The 24130-nt window shown below is 59.2% G+C and carries 21 protein-coding genes and 2 pseudogenes; 17 read left to right on the top strand and 6 right to left on the bottom strand.

Translation table 11 applies throughout. The features are described 5' to 3' along the window. The first annotated feature begins 129 nt into the window (after nt 1-129). Nucleotides 130-798 carry a hypothetical protein gene (locus tag L6R21_15070; protein MCK6560513.1) on the top strand — a complete coding sequence of 223 codons (669 nt, stop codon included), beginning with the start codon at nt 130-132 and terminating at the stop codon, nt 796-798. Nucleotides 799-825: 27 nt separating this feature from the next. Here L6R21_15070 and L6R21_15065 read toward each other — a convergent pair whose 3' ends face one another. From L6R21_15065 to L6R21_15045, 5 genes are all read right to left on the bottom strand, one after another. Further along, entirely contained in the window at nt 826-1815 is a 990-nt protein-coding gene (locus L6R21_15065; GenBank protein ID MCK6560512.1) for a BMP family protein, read from the bottom strand. A gap of 93 nt (nt 1816-1908) precedes the next feature. Next, nucleotides 1909-2403, bottom strand: coding sequence for a DinB family protein (locus tag L6R21_15060; GenBank protein MCK6560511.1), 495 nt, complete (start codon nt 2401-2403; stop codon nt 1909-1911). A gap of 15 nt (nt 2404-2418) precedes the next feature. Then, complete coding sequence (locus L6R21_15055) at nt 2419-2805, bottom strand: hypothetical protein (protein ID MCK6560510.1); 387 nt, start codon at nt 2803-2805, stop codon at nt 2419-2421. After that, complete coding sequence (locus L6R21_15050; GenBank protein ID MCK6560509.1) at nt 2802-3953, bottom strand: cytochrome bc complex cytochrome b subunit; 1152 nt, start codon at nt 3951-3953, stop codon at nt 2802-2804. The genes L6R21_15055 and L6R21_15050 overlap by 4 nt, the downstream gene beginning before the upstream one ends. A 115-nt stretch (nt 3954-4068) precedes the next feature. Beyond that, entirely contained in the window at nt 4069-4497 is a 429-nt protein-coding gene (locus L6R21_15045) for a ubiquinol-cytochrome c reductase iron-sulfur subunit (GenBank protein MCK6560508.1), read from the bottom strand. 253 nt (nt 4498-4750) lie between these two features. Here L6R21_15045 and L6R21_15040 point away from each other — a divergent pair. The 5 genes and pseudogenes from L6R21_15040 (at nt 4751) to L6R21_15020 (ending at nt 8363) form a co-directional block, all read left to right on the top strand. After that, a pseudogene (locus L6R21_15040) lies at nt 4751-5014 on the top strand (ferredoxin family protein). A gap of 136 nt (nt 5015-5150) precedes the next feature. Further along, a complete protein-coding gene (locus tag L6R21_15035) occupies nt 5151-5504 on the top strand; it encodes a DUF488 family protein (protein ID MCK6560507.1) in 354 nt (117 codons plus the stop codon). Nucleotides 5505-5830: 326 nt separating this feature from the next. Then, nucleotides 5831-6277, top strand: a complete 447-nt coding sequence (locus tag L6R21_15030; protein ID MCK6560506.1) for a CoA-binding protein — start codon at nt 5831-5833, stop codon at nt 6275-6277. A gap of 124 nt (nt 6278-6401) precedes the next feature. Then, the gene (locus L6R21_15025) at nt 6402-7385 is read left to right on the top strand and encodes a D-glycerate dehydrogenase (protein ID MCK6560505.1); all 984 of its coding nucleotides are present in this window, start codon (nt 6402-6404) and stop codon (nt 7383-7385) included. A 66-nt stretch (nt 7386-7451) separates the two neighbouring features. Then, entirely contained in the window at nt 7452-8363 is a 912-nt protein-coding gene (locus L6R21_15020) for a proline dehydrogenase family protein (GenBank protein ID MCK6560504.1), read from the top strand. Nucleotides 8364-8428: 65 nt separating this feature from the next. Here the strand turns inward: L6R21_15020 and L6R21_15015 are convergent, their stop codons facing one another. Next, a complete protein-coding gene (locus L6R21_15015) occupies nt 8429-10063 on the bottom strand; it encodes a sodium:solute symporter (protein MCK6560503.1) in 1635 nt (544 codons plus the stop codon). 454 nt (nt 10064-10517) lie between these two features. On the opposite strand from L6R21_15015, the gene L6R21_15010 reads away from it, so the two are divergent. The 11 genes and pseudogenes from L6R21_15010 to L6R21_14960 all read left to right on the top strand — a co-directional run bounded on the left by L6R21_15010 (nt 10518) and on the right by L6R21_14960 (nt 24130). Further along, nucleotides 10518-11552 carry an isochorismatase gene (locus tag L6R21_15010; GenBank protein MCK6560502.1) on the top strand — a complete coding sequence of 345 codons (1035 nt, stop codon included), beginning with the start codon at nt 10518-10520 and terminating at the stop codon, nt 11550-11552. Beyond that, entirely contained in the window at nt 11549-12853 is a 1305-nt protein-coding gene (locus L6R21_15005) for a hypothetical protein (GenBank protein ID MCK6560501.1), read from the top strand. The genes L6R21_15010 and L6R21_15005 overlap by 4 nt, the downstream gene beginning before the upstream one ends. A 189-nt stretch (nt 12854-13042) precedes the next feature. Continuing rightward, complete coding sequence (locus L6R21_15000) at nt 13043-14194, top strand: nicotinate phosphoribosyltransferase (GenBank protein ID MCK6560500.1); 1152 nt, start codon at nt 13043-13045, stop codon at nt 14192-14194. 191 nt (nt 14195-14385) lie between these two features. Then, a complete protein-coding gene (locus L6R21_14995; GenBank protein ID MCK6560499.1) occupies nt 14386-14814 on the top strand; it encodes an archease in 429 nt (142 codons plus the stop codon). A gap of 112 nt (nt 14815-14926) precedes the next feature. After that, nucleotides 14927-18082: an ADP-ribosylation factor-like protein gene (locus L6R21_14990; protein MCK6560498.1), complete on the top strand. Its 3156-nt coding sequence runs from the start codon at nt 14927-14929 to the stop codon at nt 18080-18082. A gap of 694 nt (nt 18083-18776) precedes the next feature. Further along, nucleotides 18777-19148, top strand: a complete 372-nt coding sequence (locus tag L6R21_14985) for a hypothetical protein (GenBank protein MCK6560497.1) — start codon at nt 18777-18779, stop codon at nt 19146-19148. Then, nucleotides 19145-19468, top strand: a complete 324-nt coding sequence (locus L6R21_14980; protein ID MCK6560496.1) for a hypothetical protein — start codon at nt 19145-19147, stop codon at nt 19466-19468. Before L6R21_14985 ends, L6R21_14980 begins: the two co-directional genes overlap by 4 nt. A 132-nt stretch (nt 19469-19600) precedes the next feature. After that, on the top strand, nt 19601-19720 hold the full coding sequence (locus L6R21_14975) for a hypothetical protein (GenBank protein MCK6560495.1): 120 nt from the start codon (nt 19601-19603) through the stop codon (nt 19718-19720). A 162-nt stretch (nt 19721-19882) separates the two neighbouring features. Further along, nucleotides 19883-23008 (top strand): DEAD/DEAH box helicase, encoded by a 3126-nt coding sequence (locus L6R21_14970; GenBank protein MCK6560494.1) that lies wholly within the window; start codon nt 19883-19885, stop codon nt 23006-23008. Between the two features lie 236 nt (nt 23009-23244). After that, entirely contained in the window at nt 23245-23466 is a 222-nt protein-coding gene (locus L6R21_14965; protein MCK6560493.1) for a hypothetical protein, read from the top strand. 117 nt (nt 23467-23583) lie between these two features. After that, a pseudogene (locus L6R21_14960) lies at nt 23584-24130 on the top strand (helix-turn-helix domain-containing protein).

Below are 24130 nucleotides of genomic sequence, written 5' to 3'. Positions count from 1 at the left end.
AGCGGAGGTTTTGCTGGCGGCGGGGTTGTTTCTACCCGTGGGAAGATTTCCGTGCTGCCGCCAGGCTGGAATTGCGGACTTGTCTAAAATACCTGCGTAGGAGGTTGCAATGCCATGCGGTGAAGAACCATGAAAAAAACTGAACGCGCAACACTGTTGCTGGATCACCACAAGGATACTTTCCAAAATATCCTGTATCACTGGCGCATGCGCAACCGGCTGTTCATTTACGTTCTGGTGCTGCTGGCCGGCATGTCGCTCGATACCTACAGCCCGGATGCGATGGCCCACTTGTTCAATGGCTATGTTGCCAGACTGCTCGACGCGCCGCCGGATGCCGCTCCGCTGCTTGACTTCAAGGCCCTGGGCAGTGTCACCTGGTTTCTCCTGCTCTCCCTGGTCATCAGTTATTATCAGCGTTCCATTTCCGTCGACCGGCAGTATCGTTACATCGATCAATTGGAGCAACAAATCTGCACGAATATGGGCGACGATCTGATCACACGGGAAGGCAAATCGTACTACAGTAAAACCGGTGCCTATAAGCGTGGAGAAAATTCGCAGCGACCCTGGTTCATTCGGTTCGTAGGCCCCATGTACACATATTTTTTCCCGGCAGTTCTCGTGGCTTTTGTGTGCTTCAAACTCTATCGCCAGGACTGGCCGCCCAAAGAAGTCACTGATCTCTTCAATCTGCTCATTGGAGCGGTAATCGTTTTGTACAATGGCCTCTATGTGCAATGGGTGGTAAGCAGCAGGCGGCCACCCGCTGCAAAGGATGCTGCCGTGGCGCCGTAGCAGTGAATGATTTCGCGGCCTGCCGCTTTAGAATCCCATGGGCACGGTCACCTGCCCGGCCAGAATGCCTTGTTTGACTTCCTCCACCCGGGCTGCCACTGCGGCGGGAATCGCGCCTTGCAGGGCGGGGTTGAGCACGAGGGCAACGACGTTTTCCTTCATTCCCATGCGCATGATTTCGGCTTTGAAAGTTTTCTCCTTCACCGCCCGGGCAACGTTGAGAAAAGCCTGCGGCACGTCCAGCACCGCGCTCGCCAGGATCACTTGTGGCGCCACCTCGTTTTGATTCTTGTTGGAGCCAAAAGCGTAGACGCCGCGGCGTTCCTGCGCCGCTTGAAACACACCCAGTCCGGCGGCATCGGCATTTTGAAAAATGAAGTCTGCGCCCTGGTCGATCAACGCCAGCGTGGCTTCCTTGGCCGCGCCCACGTCCTCCCAGTTGCCAATGAAACTCTGTACCACGACGAAGTCCGGCTTGACGGATTTCGCGCCCGCCGCCAGCGCCTGAAATCCGCTCTTCACCGAGGGGATTTCCATACCGCCGACACAGCCGGCCTTGCCCGATTTCGACATCATCGCCGCCATCACGCCCATGAGGTAGGTCGCCTGCTCGATTTCAAACACCATGGGCGCGACATTGGGCCGCACGGTGGTGCCGCTGCTGGTGATAAAAACCGTGTTGGGGAAATCCGGGGCCACGGCTGCCGCCGCGTCTTGAAACTCGAAGCCGTGGCCGAACACAATGTTGAAGCCGCGGCTGGCATAATCACGAAAACCCTGTTCGAACTGTGCGGGGGTCTTCACTTCGATTTGCGAAATCTCCGCGTTCAACTCGCCGCGAATGCGCAGCAGGCCCTCGTAGGCGCTGGCATTCCAGCCGGCGTCGCTTACCGGGCCGGGGGAAAGCAACGCAGCGCGAAACGCCGCCTGCGAGGCGGGCTGCGATTGGCAACCAACCATGAGCAGCATCACTGCCGTCATTCCGCAAAGCAAGCCGGGTATTGACCATCGTTTCATAGGAATCCAATCGTAGTGAATGAGAAAAAAAGGCCGTCCCATTTGATATTGTCTGTGGCGGCGCGGCATTGACCGTGCCGGTGAATTGCGGCTTCAGCGCTTGGCCGCCAGGCGCTTCAGCAATTGAATCTGCCCGGCGTGATAGAGATCATGCGCCGCAATGCCGGTGAGCACGGTGAAGTTGTTGAGCTTGCTTCCCGGCGGAATTTCCTGGAGCCGGGAGGGGGCGAGGCCGGCAATGGCGGCGCGCAGCGCCTGGTGCGTCTCCTCCAGCAGTTTGAGGTCGGCTTTCCAGGCGGCTTCGGTCAACTCTTGCGGCCGCACGAACCAGTTGGATCCTTTCAGAGGAAACGAGCCGCGCGCTTCGCCCAACAGCCGGCGGCGCACGGCATATTTCCAGTAGGCCGCATGCGTGACAATCTCCCAAATGTTGTGGCGTTTGGGATGGGGCCGCCACGCTGCGGTTTTGGCGGAAAGTCCCCGAATGGCGCCGCGCAGGTTGGTGCCGTGCCACGATTTGTGATCGTAGGCCTGGTCGATGATCGCCAGAATGAATTCGAGGGAAGAGGACATGGTTTTCTGGTTCATAGGATGGCGTCCCTTTTATTTGAGCAGAAACGGCAAGAGCCAAAAAATCAGATAGAACATTGCCAATCCCGCACGCAGCAGGATTTGAAACGGCCGTGAGGCCGGCGGCAGCGGCGCCGCCGAGCGGCACTGTGAGCAGCGATAGGCCGCGATGAAGCGTGGCTTTTGGCAGTTCTGGCATGGCCAAAACCAACGCAAATTCTGCGCGCCCTCCCGTTTTCCCCAATACGCTGCACCGAGAGCCACGCCTACTGCGGAAGCGGCCCACGCGCTGCCGAGCACAAGCAGATCGTGTTGGTGATTTGCCGCACCGAGTTGCTCGGCAAAGAAGAGCCAGCCGATGATCACCGGCACTGCGGCCAGGCTTGCCAGGGTGAGGCCATGCTTGAGCGGTGCGATCATGGCTGCGACGGGTCGTCCTCTGGCACCACGTGCGGCATGCCTTGGTTGTTGAAATGCACCTTTCTGCCGAAAATCTCGCGCGTCGTGTCGGAGAGATGGCCGAGGATTCCAAGCACCAGGCCGCCGGCAAGAAAGAGAATGCCCGCCCAGGTGGCCAGCTTGCGGCGCCGCGGGTGGCGCTCCGGGTTGCGATCGAGCAGGGGCAAAACCAGCAGGAAGAGCACGAGCGCGCCATTGCCCAACACGCCCAGCCAGCCGGGCACGTATTTCAAGCTTTGATACACCGGCAGGAAATACCACTCCGGTTTGATGCCCGTGGGTGTGACCAGCGGATTGGCGGCTGCGCCGAGATGCGGCTTGCTGCAGAGGGCAACCACCACCAGCAAGGCGAGCGCGCTGTAGGCGATCAGCACCTCGCGTTTGAAGTGATCGGGATAATAAGGCCGGGCGCCCTCGGCGCGCAGTTGTTCATCGCTCGGCTGCGGTTGATCGGTGCGCGTCAACGGCGCGATGCGATGATAGCGCACCAGGAACAAGTGCAACGCCAGCAGTGCGAGCAGGGCCAGGGGCAGCAGCGTGACATGCAGCGCGAAGAAGCGCGTGAGCGTCAAGTCGCTCACCGTTTCGCCGCCGCGCACCAGTTCGAGCAGGTATGGCCCGAGCAGCGGCACTTCCTTGGTGCTGTCGGTGGCGACCACCGTGCCCCAATAGGCCACTTGATCCCAGGGCAGGAGATAGCCGGTGAGCGTGAACAGCAGGGTGATGAGCAACAGTCCCATGCCCGCCATCCAGGTCAATTCCCTCGGCTGCTTGTACGCGCCGGAGAAGTACACGCGCAGCAGGTGCAGCAGCACCGTGATGACGATGAAGGTCGCGCCCCACACGTGCATCTGCCGGATGAACCAGCCGAGTGTCACTTTTTCGGTGATGAATTGCACGCTGCTGTAGGCGGTTTGCGCGCCGGGCTTGTAGTAGAACAGCAACAGCAGGCCAGTGCCGAGCTGCGCCAGGAACAGCAGCAGCGCAGTGAATCCCAACGTATGCAGCCAGTTGACGTGACGGGGTTGCGGCTCGGAAAGTTGTTCGAGCGCGAAGCGGCGAACGAATTCAAGCGGCAGTCTTTCAGCCAGCCAGGATTTCACAGCCATGCGGTTCGATCCGATTTGGTCCAGCGTTCACGTTTGGTGGTGGGAAAGGCGCCGCACGCGGCCGCGCACTGCGAAGCCGGTGCGGCGGCAAACTGATCCGGCATGCGGGCCGGGTTCATGACAGCAGGATTCTACCGTTCTCGACTTTGACGTTCAGGCGTGGCAGCGGCCGGGGCGGCGGACCGTCGAGCACGCTGCCGTCGAGATCATACTCACCGCCATGGCACGGGCAGCGGAATATCTGCTCTTCTGCGAGATGGGAAACCGTGCAGCCGAGGTGCGTGCAGACCGCGGAGAGTGCGATCAATTCGCCGTTTTGGCGGTAGACGATGGCCGGCGAGCCGAGCGCGACGCCGCTTTTGAACTGGCCTTCGCCGATTTCTTTTTCCAGGATGGGCTGGCCGGCCATGTTGGAGAATTGGCGTGTGCCGCTGATGAAGTTTTTGTTGGGATAGAGGTAGGCGAGTGCCGATCCCACGAAGGCGAGACCGGTTCCTCCAAAAATGGCGGCGAAAATTCTGTCGAAGAAGGTGCGTCTGGTCATCGGGCGCCTCGGCTGATGCGCAGTTGTCTCCACCCCGGCTTGACGATGAGCGCAGGGGCAGAGCGGAATGCTTTTGAGGGCGAAGTATAACGGGCAGGTTTTTGAATTTCAACAAGAAATTGCCTGAGCGGCAAAATAATAGTTGCGCTGCACAGGCGGGTTTATTATATTGCGCCCGTTCAAAAAGCAGTAGGGCTGTTACTCATCGCGCAAGGTTTTTCGTCGTATTGAACCGCAGCAAATTGGAGGCAGTATGACATACATCATCGCTGAGCCCTGCGTGGACGTAATGGACAAGGCGTGCGTGGACGTGTGTCCGGTCGATTGCATTTATGAACTGGACAAGACGCAATTGCAGGAAGGCGACCCGGCATACAAGCAGATGCTGTACATTCATCCGCAGGAATGCATCGATTGCGGCGCGTGCGAGCCGGAGTGTCCGCCGCAAGCCATTTTCGCGGAGAGCGAAGTGCCGGCAAAATGGGCGGAATATATTGACTACAACTATCAGGCGTTCGGCCTCAGCCGCTGAGCGCGCTGCTTCAACTCTGGCCCCGCTCACTGGCCCGGTTCCATGCCGCGCCGGTGAGGAACGGATCGCGGGAATTACACAAGGAAGTCATGAGTTGATGGCTTCCTTTTTTTGTTTGCTTATGATCCAATGCAAGAGCATTTACGCGCAGCGGCAGGCCGGGGACGGCCAGCGTGTCTTCGTCGACCGGCTGTGGCCGGAGGGCGTCAGCACGCGCGCGGGCGCGGTGTCGCAATGGCTGCAGGAACTCGCCCCCTCCTATGAATTGTGGCGGCACGGCTATGATCTCGACCAATGGCCGCAATACCGCCAACGCTACCGCGCCGAGCTGAGCGCCAGGGACAAGCGGCCGCTGCTCGAGCGGCTGCAGCAGATGGCGCGTGAGGGCCCGTTGACGTTGTTGTACGGCACCTCGGATGCGCAGCGCAACAATGCAGTGATCATCAAGGAGCTGTTGGAGAGCTGGCAGGGCTGAGCCTGCCGGAAGCTGGTTCACGGCATGCAACAGGATGATGTGAAGATGGAGAAGTTGCTCATCTATGTTTCGAGCGCGCCGTCCGCCGCGGCGGACAGCGCGAGTGAACACCTCAGAAGAGCCTGACATGTGCCCGCAGCGCGCGGGAGCGTGATCAGGCTCTTGCATTTTTTACCAAAACCGGCCAGCCGCGGCGGCCGCAGGTTTCGCACCATGATTTGCAAGGAACGTTTTGCCAGGACTGGTACTGCGGAAAACCGTACAGATCCCTTCGGAGTGGAGGATATTCAATCGCAGGCAGTTCACCCAGCAACTCAGGAGGCAAAATGGCTTGGCATGACTTCATCATCGATGATGACAATGTGATTCGGGGCATTCTCAAGAACAGCCACGTCATTGCCGTGGTTGGCATCAAGGACGAAAGCCGGCTCCACGAAGCGGCGCACAGTGTTCCCGCCTATTTGCATTCCCGCGGTTACAAGATCATTCCCGTGAATCCTCGTTATGAATCGGTGTTTGGCATTCGCTGTGTCGCCGCGTTGGAGGAGATTGCCGAACCGGTTGACATTGTGCAGATCTTTCGTGCGCCTAAAAACGTCATGCCGCACGCGCTGCAGGCGCTGCAGATGAAGTCAAAACCCAAGGTGTTTTGGATGCAGACCGGCATTCGCCATCAGGAGGCGGCTCACAAGCTCGCCGCCGCCGGCATCCAGGTGGTGCAGGATCACTGCATGTACATGGATCATCTGCGCCTGCTGCGGGCCGCGGCCTGAGATTCCCCCTCGCGCTTCTTTTTCACGGAAGGATATTCCGCTGCGCCGGCCGGGGCGTGCGCCACGCGCCGGCCGGCGGAATATCCCGCCACACACGTCTTCTTTTCACCAAACCCAGCCGATCATGAAAATCTACGTAACGCGACCCATTCCTCAAATTGGTCTCGACCTTCTGCGTGCGGCTTATCCGGACTTCGCGATGAACACCGAAGATCGCGTGCTCACCCGCGACGAGCTGCTAGCCAAGGTGAAGGGCCTCGACGGCCTGCTTTCGCTGCTCACCGACCGCATCGATGGCGAGCTGCTGGACGCCGCCGGCCCGCAGCTCAAAATTGTGGCAAATCATGCCGTCGGTTTCGACAATGTCGATCTCGCGGCTGCCACCGCACGCGGTGTGTTGATCACCAACACGCCGGGGGTGTTGACCGAAGCCACCGCGGATCACGCCTGGGCTTTGCTGTTTGCGGTTGCTCGCCGCATTCCCGAGTCCGAGCGTTTCCTGCGCGCGGGCAAGTTCAAGGGCTGGGGCCCGCTCATGTTTCTCGGCGGCGATGTCACCGGCCGCACGCTCGGCGTGGTCGGCGCGGGCCGCATTGGCCATGCCATGGCGCTGCGCAGCCGCGGCTTCGAGATGCGGGTGCTGTACGCGGATGAGTCGACCAATCCGGTGCTGGAGCAGGAGATCGGCGCCCGCCGGGTCGAGCTTGCGGAGCTCTTGCGTGAATCGGACTTTGTCTCTTTGCACGTGCCGCTGCTCCCCGGCACGCGCCATCTGATCAACGCCGAAACGCTGCGCCAGATGAAGCCCTCGGCTTATCTGATCAACACCAGCCGTGGCCCGGTGGTGGACGAGGCGGCGCTGGCGGCGGCGTTGCGGCAGGGCGTGCTCGCGGGCGCCGCCCTGGATGTCTTCGAAAACGAGCCCGCAGTTCATCCCGATCTGCTGGCGCTCGAAAATGTGGTCTTGACCCCGCACACTGCCAGCGCCACCATTGCCACCCGCGGAAAAATGGCGAGCATGGCGGCCAACAATCTCATCGCCGGTTTGCGCGGCCAACAGCCGCCGAATCTGGTGAATGTTGAGGTGTGGGGCAAACAGCGCAAGTGATGGGATTCTTGTGGTGGCGGCCCGCCGGCCGCAATCATCGTGTTTGACGGACGGGAGGAGGAAAACGTGGATGTGTTCAACCGGCTGGTAGTGATGGCGCTGCCGTTGGTGCCCAAGCCCCTGGTGCGCCGCGTCTCGAGCCGTTACATTGCCGGCGACAAGATTGAAGATGCCGTGCGCACGGTGCGCGAGCTCAACCGGCGCGGCATGATGGCGACCCTCGACATTCTCGGCGAGCACATTTCGTTGCGCCCGGAGGCAATTGCCAACGCCGATAATTATCTGCAAGCCCTGGAAACCATCGCTCGCGAAAAGCTCGACAGCAACATCTCCATCAAGTTGACGGCGTTCGGCCTGAAGCTGGATTTTGATTTCTGCGTGGAAAACGTCCGGCGCGTGGTGCAGCGGGCGAAGGACCTGGGTAATTCCGTCCGCCTCGACATGGAGGATTCCTCCTGCACCACCGACACGCTGCGCGTGTATGACCTGCTGCGCCGGGAGTTCAGCAACGTCGGCACCGTGATCCAGGCTTATCTGCGGCGCTCGCTGCAGGACGTGCGCCAGTTGGTCGCGGAGGGCAAGCCCACCAACCTGCGCTTGTGCAAAGGCATCTACGTCGAGCCGCGCAACATTGCCTACAAAAACCGCGAGTTGATCAACAAGAACTTCACCTACCTTTTGCACGAGATGTTGCGCAACGGTGCCTACGTCGGCATTGCCACGCATGACGAACGGCTGGTGTGGGACGGCATGCGCCTGGTGGATGAACTCAAACTGCCACCCACCGCCTACGAATTCCAAATGCTGCTGGGCGTCGATGAGGAACTGCGCGACGTCATCGTGAATGCGGGCCATCGGCTGCGCATCTACGTGCCCTTCGGCCGGCAATGGTACGCCTATTCCGTGCGCCGGCTGCAGGAAAATCCCCAAATCGCCGGCTATGTCGTGCAGAACTTTCTCGGATTGAAATCCACCTGACACTCCCGCACAAGCAGAACCTCTGCGGAAGTGTCAGGTTCGGCGCAAGGCAGGCTGCGCTCGGGCTAGGCGAAGATGATCCACAACACGCCAATGACAGCAGCCAGAACCAGCGACAGGATGAGGTTGATCTGATGCTGCTTTTTCATGCCGGCGCCCGCGGCCGCGGTGCGGTCCGATGCCGGCGCGGTGGCAAAAGTCAAACCGGCAATCTGCCCGGCCGCCGGTGGCTTGGTTGCAAGGCTGACGCCGATGAGGATGACGGTGCAGATCACGAACAGCAGCACGGCGAAATGCAGAAAATTGATCTCCGCGATCCACGCCCAGAGCGTGCCGTCCGCCAGCCCAGTCTTGTCGGTGCCGTTGACCAGCTCCAGAACCAGCCGCAACGCACCGAGCACGAAGCCGCTCACCAGCGAAGTCATTGCGCCGATGCCGTTCAGCCGCGTGATGAACAGGCCGAAAAGAAAGCAGGCGGCAATCGGCGGCGCGATGTAAGCCTGCACGCTTTGCAGATAAATGTACAACTGGGAGGAGATGTATTTCATGAACGGCACCCACAGCAGCCCGAGCACCACCAGCACGCCGGTGGCGAGGCGGCCGACCATGACCAGCCGGCGCTCGGTGGCGCTGGGATGCAGTTTCTTGTAGAGATCCCAGGTGATGAGCGTCGAGCACGAGTTGAACACCGAGCTGAGCGAGCTCATCAGCGCGGCCAGCAAGCCGGCGATGACCAGGCCCTTCAATCCGATGGGCAGGATGCGCGTGACCAGCGTGGGAAAGGCGCGGTCGGCAGTCGCCGAGGTGATGTCACTGAAAAGCGCCACCGCAATCATGCCGGGCAGCACGAAGATGAACACCGGCAGGATCTTCAGGAAGCCGGCGAAGATCGTGCCCCGCCGCGCCTCTTCGAGGTTGCGCGCCGCGAGCACTCGTTGCACGATGTATTGATCCGTGCACCAATACCACAAGCCCAGAATGGGCGCGCCGAAAATGATGCCGGTCCAGGGAAAATCCGGGTGGCTCACCGGTTTCCACATCGAGAAGAAATCTGCGGGCAGCTTGGCAGTCAGGCTTTGCCAGCCGCCGATTTCGGCGATCCCCAAGAACGTGAGCGTGACCGAACCGAGAATCAGCACGAAGGTTTGAATCACCTCGGTGTACACCACGGCGCGCAGGCCGCCGGCGATGGTATAGATGCCGGTGATGATCACCAGGGCGAGGGCGCTGGCCAGCATGTCCATGCCGGTCAATTCGCGAATCACCACGGCACCGGCATACAGAGTGACGCTGATCTTGGTGAGCACGTAGCCGACGATCGACACCGAGGCCAGATACCAGCGCGCTGCAGCGTTGTAGCGCTGTTCGAGAAACTCGGGCATGGTGTACACGCCGCTGCGCAAGTAGAAGGGCACGAACAGCCAGCCCAACAGCAGCAAAATGAGGCAGGCCAGCCACTCAAAGTGGCCGACCGCCAAGCCGCCGGCAGCGCCGGAGCCCGCCAATCCCACCAGATGCTCGCTGCCGATGTTGGAAGCGAACAAGCTGGCGCCGACTACCAGCCAGCCGACGTCTCGGCCGGCGAGAAAGTAGTCCGCGCTTTCCTCCTTGCCTTTGCGGAATGCCCAGTACCCGATCGCCAGCATAAGGGCAAAGTAGCCGACAATGATGAGCACATCGACAACGTGCACAGATCCCATCTTCTCTCCTCCTCCTTGTTCAGATTCACTTCCGGTTTTGATGAGCAGAACTGCGGTGTCATGAATGCGGCGCCGCCCAAGCGATGAGATCACACCGCTCCGGCCGGCACCGGTGGATTGGGTTGCCAGGGACCTTCAGGCATTTCACCCCTCCTGGCAGCCCGGGCGGAGCTTGGAAAAAACGCCGAACTGATCTGGCAGATAGCAGCGGGGCAGAAGTGTCTTTTGGGTGGCGACAAGCTAACAAGCGGAAACGAGGAAAGCAAGTGCCGGGCCTCGGAATGGCGGCTGCGCGCCCGCGCCACCGGCGGCCGTTCGAAACCACCGGCGTCCGCGCGCAGCCTGCGCCCGCGGAGAGACTTGCATCAACGCCCTTTCATTTTAGTGAATGAAATTGTACTATGGAGCCGTTGTTGCCGCAATGCCAAAAACCTTGCAGGAGAATATTGCATCCATGACTCAAACAGAACTTGCCATTCCGCCGCATTTCAATCCGGAAACCGTCGGTGAAGTTTGGCGTGTGCCCTATCAAGACCGCGCCCTGAGCGCCGAAGCTTGGGCGCGGCAGCACAACCTCCTGCCGGCGTCGCATGACCGTTTTCGCATCTGCTTGTTGCCGGTGGACGTGCAGAACACCTTCTGCATCCCCGGCTTTGAGTTGTATGTCGGCGGCCGGTCGGGCCGGGGCGCAGTGGAAGACAACCGCCGCCTGTGCGAATTCATCTATCGCAACTTGCATCGCCTCACGCAAATCTGCCCCACCATGGATACGCACCAGGCCATGCAGATCTTTCATGCGATTTTTTTGGTGAATGAGCGCGGTGAGCATCCCGCGCCTTACACCTTGATTGCCGCCGAAGACGTCGCGCAAGGCAAGTGGCGATTCAATCCCGCGGTGGCGGACAATCTCCATCTCGACGTGCTGGAGGGGCAGCGGTATCTGCAGCATTATGTCGCCGCGCTGCAGCGCGGCGACAAATACGCGCTGACCATCTGGCCTTACCACGCGATGCTGGGCGGCATCGGCCATGCCCTGGTTTCCGCGGTCGAGGAGGCCATCTTCTTTCACAGCATAGTGCGCCGCAGCCAGCCGGATTTTCAAGTGAAGGGCAACAATCCCCTCACCGAAAATTACTCCGTGTTGCGGCCCGAGGTGCTGAGCGGCCCCGGCGGCAAAACCATTGCCCATAAAAACACGCGGCTGATCAACAAGCTGCTGGAGTTCGATCTGGTCATCATCGCCGGCCAAGCCAAGAGCCATTGCGTGGCGTGGACCATCGCGGATTTGCTCAATGAAATGGTGGTCACCGATCCCACGCTGGCGCGAAAAGTCTACTTGCTGGAAGATTGCACCTCGCCGGTGGTGGTGCCGGGCGCGATCGATTACACCGAAGAGGCGGACGCCGCCTTCCGCAGGTTCGCGCAAGCCGGCATGCACGTCGTACGCTCCACTGATCCGATTGCGACCTGGCCGGGGATTGCCCAGTGAAGGCCATTTTTCTGATCCCCCGCCGCGGTCTGCTGCTTTGCCTCTTTTTGTCGTCGATCGCGGGCGCTGCCCAGGCGCAGAAAGTGGTGGACTTGCGCAGCTTCACCGTGCTGCCCAAGCTGCCGGTCGCGCCCGACACGCTGGCCCTGCTGCTGGTGGAATTCGACGACGTCACGCACGCGGGGTATGATTCCGCCGGGATTCGCATTCCGTACAGCCGCGTGCACCGCTGGCGCGATTTCTACAACATGATGGCTGCGCGCGGCCTCTACTTCACCGAACGCACCGGCATGCGTTCGCCCGAGGGCGAGCCGGTGTTCGGCAGCTTCGTCGATTACTTTGCCGAAATGTCGCGCGGCAAATACGTGCCGGTCGTGCAGATTCTCAACGACTCCACGGCCGCCGGCCTGCCGCGCTGGATTCCGTTGGGCGCGCCCAAAACCGCCTACTTCGGCGCGGCCAATTGGGACAAGCTCTACGCGCATGCCAAAGCCGCCGCCGCCGCCCACGGCCTGGATGTGCGCATCACGCCGCAGCGCCGCCTCGCCCTCATCTACGCCGGCAACCGCCGCGGCAAGGGCGCCAAGCTCTTCGGCGTGTGTGATTCCCGGCCGCTGCCGGAGTTCTTCTTTTCCTCCGAGCGCTGGACCTTCACCGGCGGCGCCAACGATTACGACGAAGCGCGCCACGCCCGCCTCTCGCACATGGGGCCGTTTTGCCATGAAATGAATCACATGCTCGGCGAAATGCACCACGACGTTTCCTTGTGGGACATGATGGGCAACGGCCACAAGAACAGCGTGGACGGCGGCTTCGGCAATTGCCCCGCGCCCATCAGCCCGTGGTTTCGCGCCCAGCTCGGCTGGCTGGCGTTGCATGAGATGCCCTGCAATCGCAGCGTCACGCTCAAGTATGGCGATGATCGCCGCAATTACTTCTTGTGGAAGGTTCCGCAGCAGGGCTTCGCGCTGTTGTTCGAGCATCGCCGTTATCATCGCGGCTACGATCGCGGCCTGCCCGGCCGCGCCGCGGGTGAGGCCGGTGGCCTGTTGATTTGGCGCATCAGCGGCGGCTACAGCGATCTGCTCGAAGCCGACGGCCGCAGCGGCGAAGACAATGCCGTGCGGGACATTTTTCGCGTGCCCTCTGCCCGCGCCGATTCCAGCCGCGAGGTGTTGGCCGCGCGCCAACCCCTGCCGCTCAGCCGTCTGACCCGGCTGCACAAGCCAGTGCCCGGCCTCGCGGTGGAGATTCTCCAACAGCGCGGCGACACGCTGAAAATGCGGGTGCAATGCCCCTGAATCGGCTGTTGTTTGCCAGTGGGATTTTCTCTATATTTCGCCGCGCTTGCGCGATTCGGCCGGCCACGCGCAGGCGAAAAGTGTCGCCGGCGAAGGATCTGCCCGGCACGGCAAGAAAGGATAATTCAAGTCGCTCACATTCCCGCCGTTGATCCGGCAGGTGCTCATTTCATCAAATGGGATGCGGCCATGTTTCACCTCGCCTCCGCCGAAGACATTCTCTCCGGCCAGGTTACCGACGTTTACTTCGAGCGTACCCGGCACATGCTCACCGAGCTGGGCAAGGATGCGCACGTCGCGGTTGAATTCATTCTGAAAAAATTTCCCCGGCCCAACAACTGGGGCATCTTCGCCGGCCTGGAGGAGGCGATGACGATTCTCAAGCGGCTGCCGGTGTCGGTTGACGGGCTGCCGGAAGGGTCGCTGTTTTTCGAAGACGAGCCGGTGCTCACCATCGAGGGCCGCTATCTCGACTTCGGGCCTTATGAAACCGCGCTGCTCGGCCTGCTCAGCCAGGCCACCGGCGTGGCCACGCGCGCGGCGCGCTGCAAGAAAGCCGCGGCCGGCCGGCCGGTGATCAGCTTCGGCGCGCGGCGCATGCATCCCGCCATCGCGCCCATGATCGAGCGCAATGCCTTCATCGGCGGCTGCGACGGCGTGGCCTCGGTGGCGGCGGCGCAGTTGCTCAACATCAAGCCCTCGGGCACGACGCCGCATGCCTTCATTTTGCTGGTGGGCGATACCGTGGCCGCGGCGCAGGCGTTTGACCAGCACATCGAGCCGGAAGTGCCGCGCGCGATTCTCATCGACACCTTCAACGACGAAAAATTCGAAGCCCTGCGCGTCGCCGAGGCGCTCGGCGAGCATCTCGCCTACATCCGGCTGGATACGCCCAGCAACCGCCGCGGTGACTTTGTCAGCCTGGCGCGCGAGATCCGCTGGGAGCTCGATCTGCGCGGCTACAATCATGTGAAGATTTTTCTTTCCGGCGGCATCGATGAGGAGAAGATCCTGCAATACAACGTCATCGCCGATGCCTACGGCGTCGGCACCGCGATTTCCAACGCGCCGGTGATGGACTTTGCCATGGACATCGTCGAGATCGACGGCAAGCCCATTGCCAAGCGCGGCAAGAAATCCGGCCGCAAGCATCTTTGGCACAATCGCAAAACCGGCGAGCGCATCGTGCAGCCGGTGGCGCATGAAATCAACGGCGACATGGAACCGCTCTTCGTCCAAATGATGCGCGCCGGCAAACTGCTGTACAAGCCGCAGCCGCCCACCGAGATTCGCAAGTACGTTCTGCAGCAATTGGAGCGGGTGGAGCTGTCCGGCATCTGATCAGCAAGAAATCTTTGCGAGCCTGTGCGGCATTGCCTCTGGGCGGGAATTTTTTTGACGGAAATCGAAACAGTTGGAGATTTTCAAGAGCGTCATGAGACCCGCATAAATGCAGCCCGAAGTGACGCTCAGTGAACGGCTTTTTGTGTTTCTGCACGCCTTTGCTTCCAAGGCGCCAGGAGACCGGCGTGATGTCAACACCCTCTTCCGGCTTCGAGCCGATTGATCACACCGCGGACGTCGGCTACCGCCTCTACGCCGCCACCCTGCCGGAGCTGTTCATTGTTGCGGCGCGCGCGCTGTTCGACGCCATTACCGAATTGGAAACGGTGCGGCCCGCCTTTACGCGCGCGATTCACGCAACCGCCGGCGATGTGGAAGCGCTGCTGGTGGCGTGGCTGTCCGAATTGAATTTCTGCTGCCTCCACGGCCTGGAAGTCTTTTCACAATTCGAGATCAAACGGTTTTCTCCCACCGCTCTCTCCGCCCTGGCCCACGGTGAAAAGATCGATTTGCAACGCCACGAAATCAGAACCGAAATCAAAGCGGTGACCTATCACGGCCTGCACGTGCGCGAAACCGTTGCCGGCTGGGAGGCGCAGGTGATTTTTGATGTGTGAGGCGGCGCGTTGATTCGTTGTGATTCGTTGAACCAATCGCCGCCCGCCGGGGAATTCGCGAAAGAGAATTTCAATCCCGCGGCGAATGCCTTCATCCCCGCGTGAGGTCGATATGCCCAGGAAAAAAGCCGGCATCCCGCGACGCAAAGGGCTGGCCAAGACCCTCAGTCAGGCAATGCGGGAGCAGGCAACAATCCTCGACCTTTCCGAAAGAAAGCTGACTGAGCTTCCCCGGGAAATCAGCCAGCTTGCCGGACTGCAGGAGCTCAACCTGCGCGGCAATCGCCTGACCGCACTGCCGGACTGGCTCGGCGAGCTGGCGCCTCTACAATGGCTTTGCCTCGACTACAACCAACTGGCAACGGTTCCCGCCGTCGTGGGGCGGCTCATCAATCTGCGACGGCTCGACCTCAACGGCAATCTGCTCACCAGCCTGCCCGGCTTTCTCGATCAGCTCGTCCATCTCAAATGGCTGGCGCTCAGCTTCAATCGCCTGGACGAAGTTCCCGCGGCGATCGGCCGCCTCACCGGCTTGCGCCGGCTTTATCTCAGCTCCAATCGCCTGACCCTCCTGCCGGAAAGCCTGCGGCTACTCGTCGATCTCCAAACGCTGGTGCTCAACAGCAATCGCTTGCTGGCACTGCCGGAGTGGATTGCAGAGCTGGGCAATCTTCACACCCTTGACCTCAGCCGAAATCTCCTGTCTGCGCTGCCGGAAACTCTCGGCAGCCTCGCGCATCTGCAACGGCTGGATCTTTCCAAGAATCAGCTTGCTGCCCTGCCGGAGAGCATGCGCCAGCTCACCGCGCTGCAGGCGCTCGTTCTCAATAACAATCTTCTGACCGTGCTGCCGGCATGGATCGACCAGCTCTGCAATTTGCAGAACCTTGGTCTCAGCGCTAACCAACTGACCGCAGTGCCGCGCGCGCTCGTACGCCTGAAGAAACTGCACCGCATCGATCTGCAGGACAATCCGCTCAATCCCGCCCTGGCCAGCGCTTTCGCCGCGGGACTCGACACCCTGCATGCCTATCTGCACAGCCTGGATGAGCCGGCCAAGCGTGAAGAGCTTTACGAAGCCAAGCTGGTGCTGGTGGGCGAAGGCGGTGTCGGCAAAACCACTCTGCTGCGCGCGCTCACCGGCCAGGAGCCGCGCGTGGGCGAACCGACCACGCATGGCGTGAAGATCAACATCCAGGCATTACGCCTGCCTCATCCGGAGAAGGCGGGCGTCAATATTCAACTCAATGCCTGGGATTTTGGCGGCCAGGAGATTTATCGCGTCACGCATCAATTTTTCTTCAGCAAAAGGTCGGTCTATCTGCTGGTGTGGGAGCCGCGCATGGGCGTGCAGCAATGCCAGGTGGAAGACTGGCTGAAGCTGATTCGCCTGCGCGTCGGCGATGAGGCCCGCGTGATCATCGTGGCCACGCATTGCCGTACCGGCCAGCGCCTGGCGCGCATCGACCAGCCGGTTTTTCTGCGCGACTTCGGCAGCATGATTGCCGGCTTTCACGAAGTCGACAGCCTGGTCGATGATCCGGCCACCGGCGAAAAAGTCGGCCTGCGCGAATTGCAAGGACTGATCCAGAATGCGGCCAAAGACCTGGAGCAGATGGGGATGGAATTCAATCGCGACTGGCGCGAGAGCCGCGACGAACTGCTGGCCCTGCCCCAGCCTTATCTCTCTTATGAGGAATTCGCTGCGGTGTGCCGCCGCCATCATTTGAATGAACCGGCCACCCGCGCGCTGGCGCGCCTCATGCATGATCTCGGCTACACCGTGCACTACGTGGAAGATGAGCGCCTGCAAGACTTCGTGGTGCTGCAGCCGGAATGGCTCACCAAGGCCATCGGCTTCGTGCTCGAAGATCGCGCCACCCAGGAGAGTAACGGCATTCTGCCGGATCAGTGCTTGCGGGAAGTGTGGTGGGATCATCCGTTTGCAGGCGAGCCGCGTTACGCGCCGCAATTCTATCCCTTCTTTCTGCGCTTGATGGAGAAATACGACGTCTCCTATCGCCTGGAATCAGGAGATGCCAGCCTGGTCGCGCAACACGTACCGCAGGTGCGGCCGGCCTTGCCCTGGCTGCCGGAGGAAACGGCCTCCTCCGGCCGGCGCCGCATCGCGCTGGTCTGTGTGATGGAAGATGCGCCGCCGGGCCTGGTGCCATGGCTGATCGTGCGCACCAATGAATACGCCGCCGGCCGCGGCAGCATGGAGCCGCTGCACTGGCAAAAGGGCATGTTTCTGCGCTACCGCCCTCACGGTGAGGCGCTGGTGGAACTGCGCGGCCGCGAGCTGCACCTCTATGCCGAAGCCTGGTGGCCGGAATTTTTTATGAACGTGTTGCGCCGCACGCTGCACAAGTTGATCACCGACAACTGGCCCGGGATGAAAGGCCGCTACTATTTTGCCGTGCCCTGCCCGGAGAAATCCGGCGGCAGGTTTTGTGAAGGCCGGTTCGATATCGCTGCCCTGCGGCAGTTTCTCGAGGAAGGTGATCGTGACATTCGCTGCCAGGTCTGCCGCAAACGGCAGGACCTGGTGGCGTTGCTTTACGGCTTCGCCGAGGAAGATTCACGTACCCAACTGCGTCGCATCGAGACCAAGTTGGCTGCCGGCTTTGCTGCACTGCAGCAGGAGATGGCGGGATTGGAGAGCCGTCTCGCCAACTACGTCATGGCGATCATGCAGGCGATCGCCGCCGAATCGAAGGAAGGGCCGCGGCTGTTCACGCTGGCGCCGGCGGACGGCAATTGGAAACACCCCTTCGCCAAGCAATACCGGCTGCAATTGTGGTGTGAGGCCAAAGACTGCCAGCATCCGGTGCTGGAGCAAGGCATGGGCGTGTATGAAGTGGAGGCCACCCGCGACTGGCTCAAGCGTGTTGCGCCTTATGCCAATTTCATCACCGGCGTGTTGAAGACGTTGTTGCCGCTGGTGGCGCCGGCAGTGAATGTTTACTTCGGGGCCGACACGATCAAAAAATGGGGAGTCGAAGATCATCTCGAGCTGGCAAAAGAGGGCGCCGACAAGCTGCTGCGTGATCTCGAGCTGACCGGGCACAGCCGGCTGCGCGAGGGCATGTTGAGCGAGGCGGAGCGCTCCGGCGTGCTCGCGTTGCACGCTTTTCTGCGCGCTCATGATCCGCACCAGGAACGGCTGGGCCTCAAGCGCATGCCCACTTACACCGGCGATTACCTCTGGCTTTGCCGCCGGCACTATGAAGACAGCCAGTCGAAGATACCGGATCAAATTGCGTGAATGCGGTGCTGTCGTTGGAGATGAGTTTTCTGAAACTGGTGAAGTCGCAGGCGCAATGTCAAGTACCTCACCAAATCCTGCCGGCATGACATTTCACGAGAGCATTCCCAAATGTCAAGATAGCGGCGTCCCGCGATAGATTCCAAGGATTGCCACGGGATCGCGAAGTTCGCAGAGTGAGATTGACCAGAATCCTCAGCGAACCCTGCGCGGCAGCGTTGCATCTGGATGATCAGGCAGAATCCCGCGTATTCTGATCGCTGTGAATGGCATCTCAAAGTCATCCGAGCATGAATGATTAGCTTTTCTATATGCTGTGGCCTTCGCGGTTGCCAGGCGCGATCACTTGTTGGGCAGGAGAAGGACTGGCAGTCGCCCGCACCCGCCGGCCACAACTTTTCCAAGCCATTCACCCCGTTGGATCGTCTTTGGCAAGGACACTTTCCTCAAAGGATGGCCTTATCCAACGGCGCTTCCCGTCACTGCCGCGCAAGGCGGCGTGCCCGTCCTGCGCGAAACCGCCCGCGCCGTCGGCGATACTGCCAAGTGGTGGCCGTGAACACGCACCGCAATATTCATATTGCGGGCAGCAAGAGTACAACGTAGATCATCAATCGCAATCATAGCTTGCATTCTTAACCGAGGCGCAGTAAATTACGCCTAGGCTCGATTTTGACCGATTGCCGGAAGACCAATGGCTTTAGAAGATCGTATTGAAAGATTTCGCCATGCTTACGAAAAGGCCCTGGCATGTCAATGGAAAGGCGGTCCGGCAAGCATTGCGAATCATCTGCAAAGACGAAAGATGCGCGGTCATCTTCCTCCAGACGCGGCTGAAAGCGATCTCATTCGAAGAGGCATGAAAGTTCTTCAATCTACCGCCGCAGCGGTTTACGAGTATATGCCGTCCGAGACACTTTATTTCGTCGTTCACGAAGAGTGGGCGGTATTCTTCGATGAAGAAGGTTTGTGGGACACGGCGTTTCCGCCCGATCTCCTCGAACGATACTTTGATTCAACAAAAGGCTATAAACTGCTTGGCAAACTTGGTGAGTTGATCCCATGATGAATCTTGAAGCCTTGCTCAAAGCATACGAAACAGATGCTGCCAATCCGGCAGGTCTGGGCCGCTTCGAAGTGCTCAACATGTTGACCAATCGCGATGCGCTTGAAGAGCAGCGCAGCAAGCTAACAACTCTGCAAGCCGCCCGCCTGCTTTTTGCTGATGAAAAACTCGCGACCAATAGCGGACAAATTATTTCGGAGTGCGGCGGCGCGCCCGAATTCGTCAAGCTGAGACAGCATAATCCGATGCCGTCGGCATGGTGGTGGTTTCTTGAACAGATTTCCGCTGAGCAGTTTTTTCCGGCAGAGACCACGTCATGATCTACGGAGAACTATCTGGCAACGGCAACCCTCGTCAAAGAAATTCTCAAAGCATCGCCTCATCTTCGAAAAGTCGGTGCCAAGAATTTGTGGTTTGATTTCGACGACGAAGCCGATGTTTTGTACCTCAGCTTGGAGCGTCCGCAAAACGCGACCGACACGGATTTGCTCGAAGACGGTGTTTTGATCAGAACGCGCGGCAGGAAAGTTGTGGGCATAACGATTACGAATTTCAGCCGCAAATTCCGTTAAGGACTCCGCCCTGGCAGGCCCAACGTAACCACTGGGTTTGAAGTACTGCCCGCAACGTTGCGGCCTCTGCACGCCGGCAGCGGCTACAATGTCCACGCGCCGTTCATCCCGTGGGATAATCCTTGTCAACGGCATTCACCTCCAACAAATATCGCCGCCCAAATGCACGCGCTACATGCTCTCTGGAAATCCGATTCATCGGGGGTACTCCATCTCTGGGGAGAAACCTCCGAAAAACCGGCGCCGGCAAAGAAGCCCAGAGGCCGGCAAGCCAAAATCCCCAAGCCATTGCCCCATCCCTTTGCCGTCAAAGACAAGAAGCTGAAAGAACTCATCGCGGAGATTTCCGGCAGCCTGATTGCTGAAAGCGTCAGCTTTGACAAACTGGCCCTGCGCCTGCCGTCGACAAACGATTTGCCTGCGCCCTCGCCGCAGCTTATTCGTGATCAAGATGAGCCGTCTTCTACTCCCGAGGCGTTGAAGACTTGGCTGATGCCTTCGGCTGTCTTCGCGCCGGGCTTGGCGCTGGATTTCTTGCTGGCGTTGCCGAATCAAGCCACACCGGCGATTGCGTTCGGCGCTTCGCTGCGTTACTGGGCGGAGGTGGCAAAATTCGCCATCGAGCTGATCACTCGGCAGAGTTTCTTTCCGCTGGTGATGGAGGAAAAAAACGCGGCAAAATCTTATCGCGCCGGGTGGTCGGTTTATCTGTCCGAAGCCGATTTCACGCGCGCGGAAATGCTGGCCAAGGCCATGCCGCCGATTTGCCGTGCCGCGAGTTCGGAAGAATCACCCGCGCCGTTGAAAATGGTGCTGCATTTTTTGAATCAGACCACCGATCATTTCGTGCGCCAGCAGTTGTCGTCGAATCAAATTTTCACCAAAAGCTCTGCCCGCCGCCGTGAAAATCTGCCGCTGCCGGAGGCGTGGTTGCAGGCGTTGTCGTCGAGCGATCCCGTTCTCACCGCGTCGCAGGCGGAAATGGCGGCGTTTCTAAAACAGGTCAATGTGTGGCTGGAGCAAATTCGTCCGAGTCCTTCAACTGCGCCGTTTCGCACGTGTTTTCGTTTGGATGCGCCCGAAGATGGCGGCCCTAAATCGAGGCAATGGGGCATCAGTTTTCATTTGCAAGCGGTGGAAGATCGCAGCTTGATGATTCCTTCGGAGAAGGTTTGGGCCACGCGCGGCGGCACGTTGACGTTTCTCAAACGCAAATTCGAGAATCCACAAGAACGCTTGCTCGCGGATCTGGCGAAGGCCAGCCGCGTATTTCCCGCCATTGAAGCCAGCCTCAAAACGGCGCGGCCCTCGGGACTCGCGCTGCGAACGCCGCAGGCTTATCAATTCCTGCGGGAAACCGCGCCGTTGTTGGAGCAAAGCGGCTTCGGCGTGCTGCTGCCGGCGTGGTGGCAAAAACCAACGCTGCGGCTCGGTGTCAAGTTGAATGTGCAACCGAAAACAAATGGCGCATCATCATCAACCGGTGAAGGCTTGCTGGGGATGGAGGGCATCGTCGCCTACAATTGGCAAATTGCGCTCGGCGATCAAACCCTCAGTCCGCAAGAGTTCGAGAAGCTCGCGAGTCTGAAAGTGCCATTGGTCAAAGTTCGCGGCCAATGGGTCGAGCTGAAACCGGAAGAAATCGAGAAGGCCATCGCTTTCTTCAAGAAACGGCACGGCGAAGGCGAAATGTCGTTACGCGAGGCGTTGCGCCTTGGCCTCAGCGGCGATACATCCGAAACCGGATTGAAAGTCACCGGTTTTAGCGCGCAAGGCTGGGTGGGTGACATCGTCAGCACATTGCATGACGGCGTGAAAATCGAGTCACTGCCCTCGCCGTCAACTTTTCATGGCGAGCTGCGTCCGTATCAAGTGCGGGGATTTTCGTGGCTGGCGTTTCTGAAACAATTCGGACTCGGCGCTTGTTTGGCGGATGACATGGGATTGGGCAAGACGATCCAGTTCATTGCGTTGCTGCTGCACGAGCGCGGCGGCAAGCAAAAGCCGCGACCGACGTTGTTGATTTGTCCGACTTCGGTAGTGGGCAATTGGCAAAAAGAAATTCAGCGTTTCGCGCCGTCGCTACGGGTGATGATTCATCACGGCGCGGAACGGCTCTCCGAAAAAGTGTTTGAGAAAGAAGCGCGAGCGCACGACGTGGTGATCAGCACGTATGCCCTCGCCCATCGCGACGAAGCGACGCTGGCGATGATGCAGTGGGATAGTCTGGTTTTGGACGAGGCGCAGAATATCAAAAACACCGCGACGAAACAGACGCAGGCGCTGCGGCGACTGCAGGCGGATTATCGCGTGGCGCTCACGGGCACGCCGGTTGAAAACCGGCTTTCCGAGTTGTGGTCGATCATGGAATTTCTCAATCCGGGTTATCTCGGTTCGGCGCATGATTTTCGCAGCCGCTTTGCCGTGCCCATCGAGCGCTACCGCAATTCGGAGCGGGCGCAGGCGTTGAAGAATCTGATCCAGCCTTTCGTGCTGCGGCGGCTCAAAACCGATGCGACGATCATCCAGGACCTGCCGGCGAAAAATGAAATGAAAGTTTTTTGCAACCTGACCGCCGAGCAGGCCTCGTTGTACGAAGCCGTGGTCAAAGAGATGTTGGAGAAGATTGCCAAATCCGAAGGCATCGAGCGCAAAGGGTTGGTGCTGGCGACATTGCTGAAGCTAAAGCAGGTGTGCAATCATCCGGCGCATTTCTTGAAAGACGGCAGCGTTTTGGAAGATCGTTCCGGCAAATTGACGCGTGTGCGAGAAATGTTGGAGGAAGCGCTCTCGGAGAATGACAAGGCCCTGCTCTTCACGCAGTTTACGGAAATGGGAACGCTGCTGCGGCATGATTTGCAGGAGAGTCTCGGCGTCGAAGTCATGTTCTTGCACGGCGGCACGCCCAAGAAGCAGCGCGATGCCATGGTGCAACGTTTTCAAGAGCAGTCTTCCGGGCCGCCGCTCTTCATCCTTTCCCTCAAAGCCGGCGGCGTGGGCTTGAATCTAACCGCGGCCAATCAGGTGTTCCATTTCGACCGCTGGTGGAACCCCGCCGTGGAAAACCAAGCCACGGACCGCGCGTTTCGCATCGGCCAAAAGAAAAATGTGCAGGTCTACAAGTTCGTTTGTTTGGGGACTTTGGAAGAGCGGATTGATCGGATGATCGAGAACAAAAAAGAGCTGGCGGAGAATGTAGTCGGAACGGGTGAAGGGTGGCTCACTGAATTATCGACGGATGAATTGCGAGAGGTGTTTGCATTGAGTCGGGAGAGTGTTGAATCATGAAACTAATTCTCTCGTACTCTTACTCATACTCGCTCTTAGGGGCTGCGCAAGACTAAAATACCATTGGAATTACTGGTAACATTATAAAGTGCAGGAATTCCCCAAGAATTCTGCAAACATAATGTTACTATTACGCTTCAGCGGCACAAATTATTTTTGCGCAGCCCCTTTGAGTTTTTGAAAAGCGAGTATGAGTATGCTCATGAGTACGAGTAAGAGTTGAAGCAAGGAGAAACATGGCATACTGGGATTACTATTGGTACCGCCCCGCGCGACCCAAAGCCGTCAAAGACGGCATCAAAACCAAGAGCCGGGGCGGGAGCATCGGAAAAACCTGGTGGTCGCAACGGTGGATTGGCGTATTGGAGTCGTTCAACATGGGCGCGCGGCTCGGGCGAGGGCGCAGTTATGCCCGGCGCGGGCGAGCTTTCAAACGGTGGGGAAGAGGGATTAAATGACAAGTGCCAGGACATCGTTGACAAAAATAAGTGCCACGACATCGTGGACAAATTTAATGTTCTTTGAATTCGTTGCTGGACATGATTATCTTCGTTTAAACTTAAGGAGGATTTCATGTCTCAAAAAAAACCAAACAACAACGGCTTTTAGCGGTTCAACGTTTTCTCGCGGGTGAAAAGGTTGCAGATATTTGCCTTTCCCTGAAGCGTTCACGCACTTGGCTCTACAAATGGCTGGCGCGTTATTGTTCAGACGATCCCAACTGGATCGACGAGAAATCACGGCGACCGCAAACCAATCCCACGCATACGCCTTTCGAGATTGAGCAAATCGTTAAATCGATACGCCTCAATCTTTATAACCACGGCCGTTTTTGTGGCGCGCAGGCAATTCGCTGGGAAATGGAAGAAGAAGGCATAAGCCCGCTGCCGTCGTTGCGAACGATCAATCGTATTCTCAGCCGGCATGAGTTGACGCATCGGCGAACCGGTCGTTATGAACCCAAAGGCCGCAAGTACCCCGCGCTGGAAGCCACCACGGTCAATTCGGTTCATCAATCGGATTTCGTCGGCCCGCGTTATCTGCATGGCCCCACGCGTTTTTACAGCCTCAATACCGTTGATTTGGCGACAGGACGTTGCGGAATTGAATCTCTCATCGAAC

This window comes from bacterium, from assembly GCA_023150945.1.
Taxonomy (GTDB): domain Bacteria; phylum Zhuqueibacterota; class Zhuqueibacteria; order Zhuqueibacterales; family Zhuqueibacteraceae; genus Coneutiohabitans.
The sequence above is the reverse complement of the archived record's forward strand: the minus strand, read 5'-3'. Positions and strand labels throughout refer to the sequence as shown.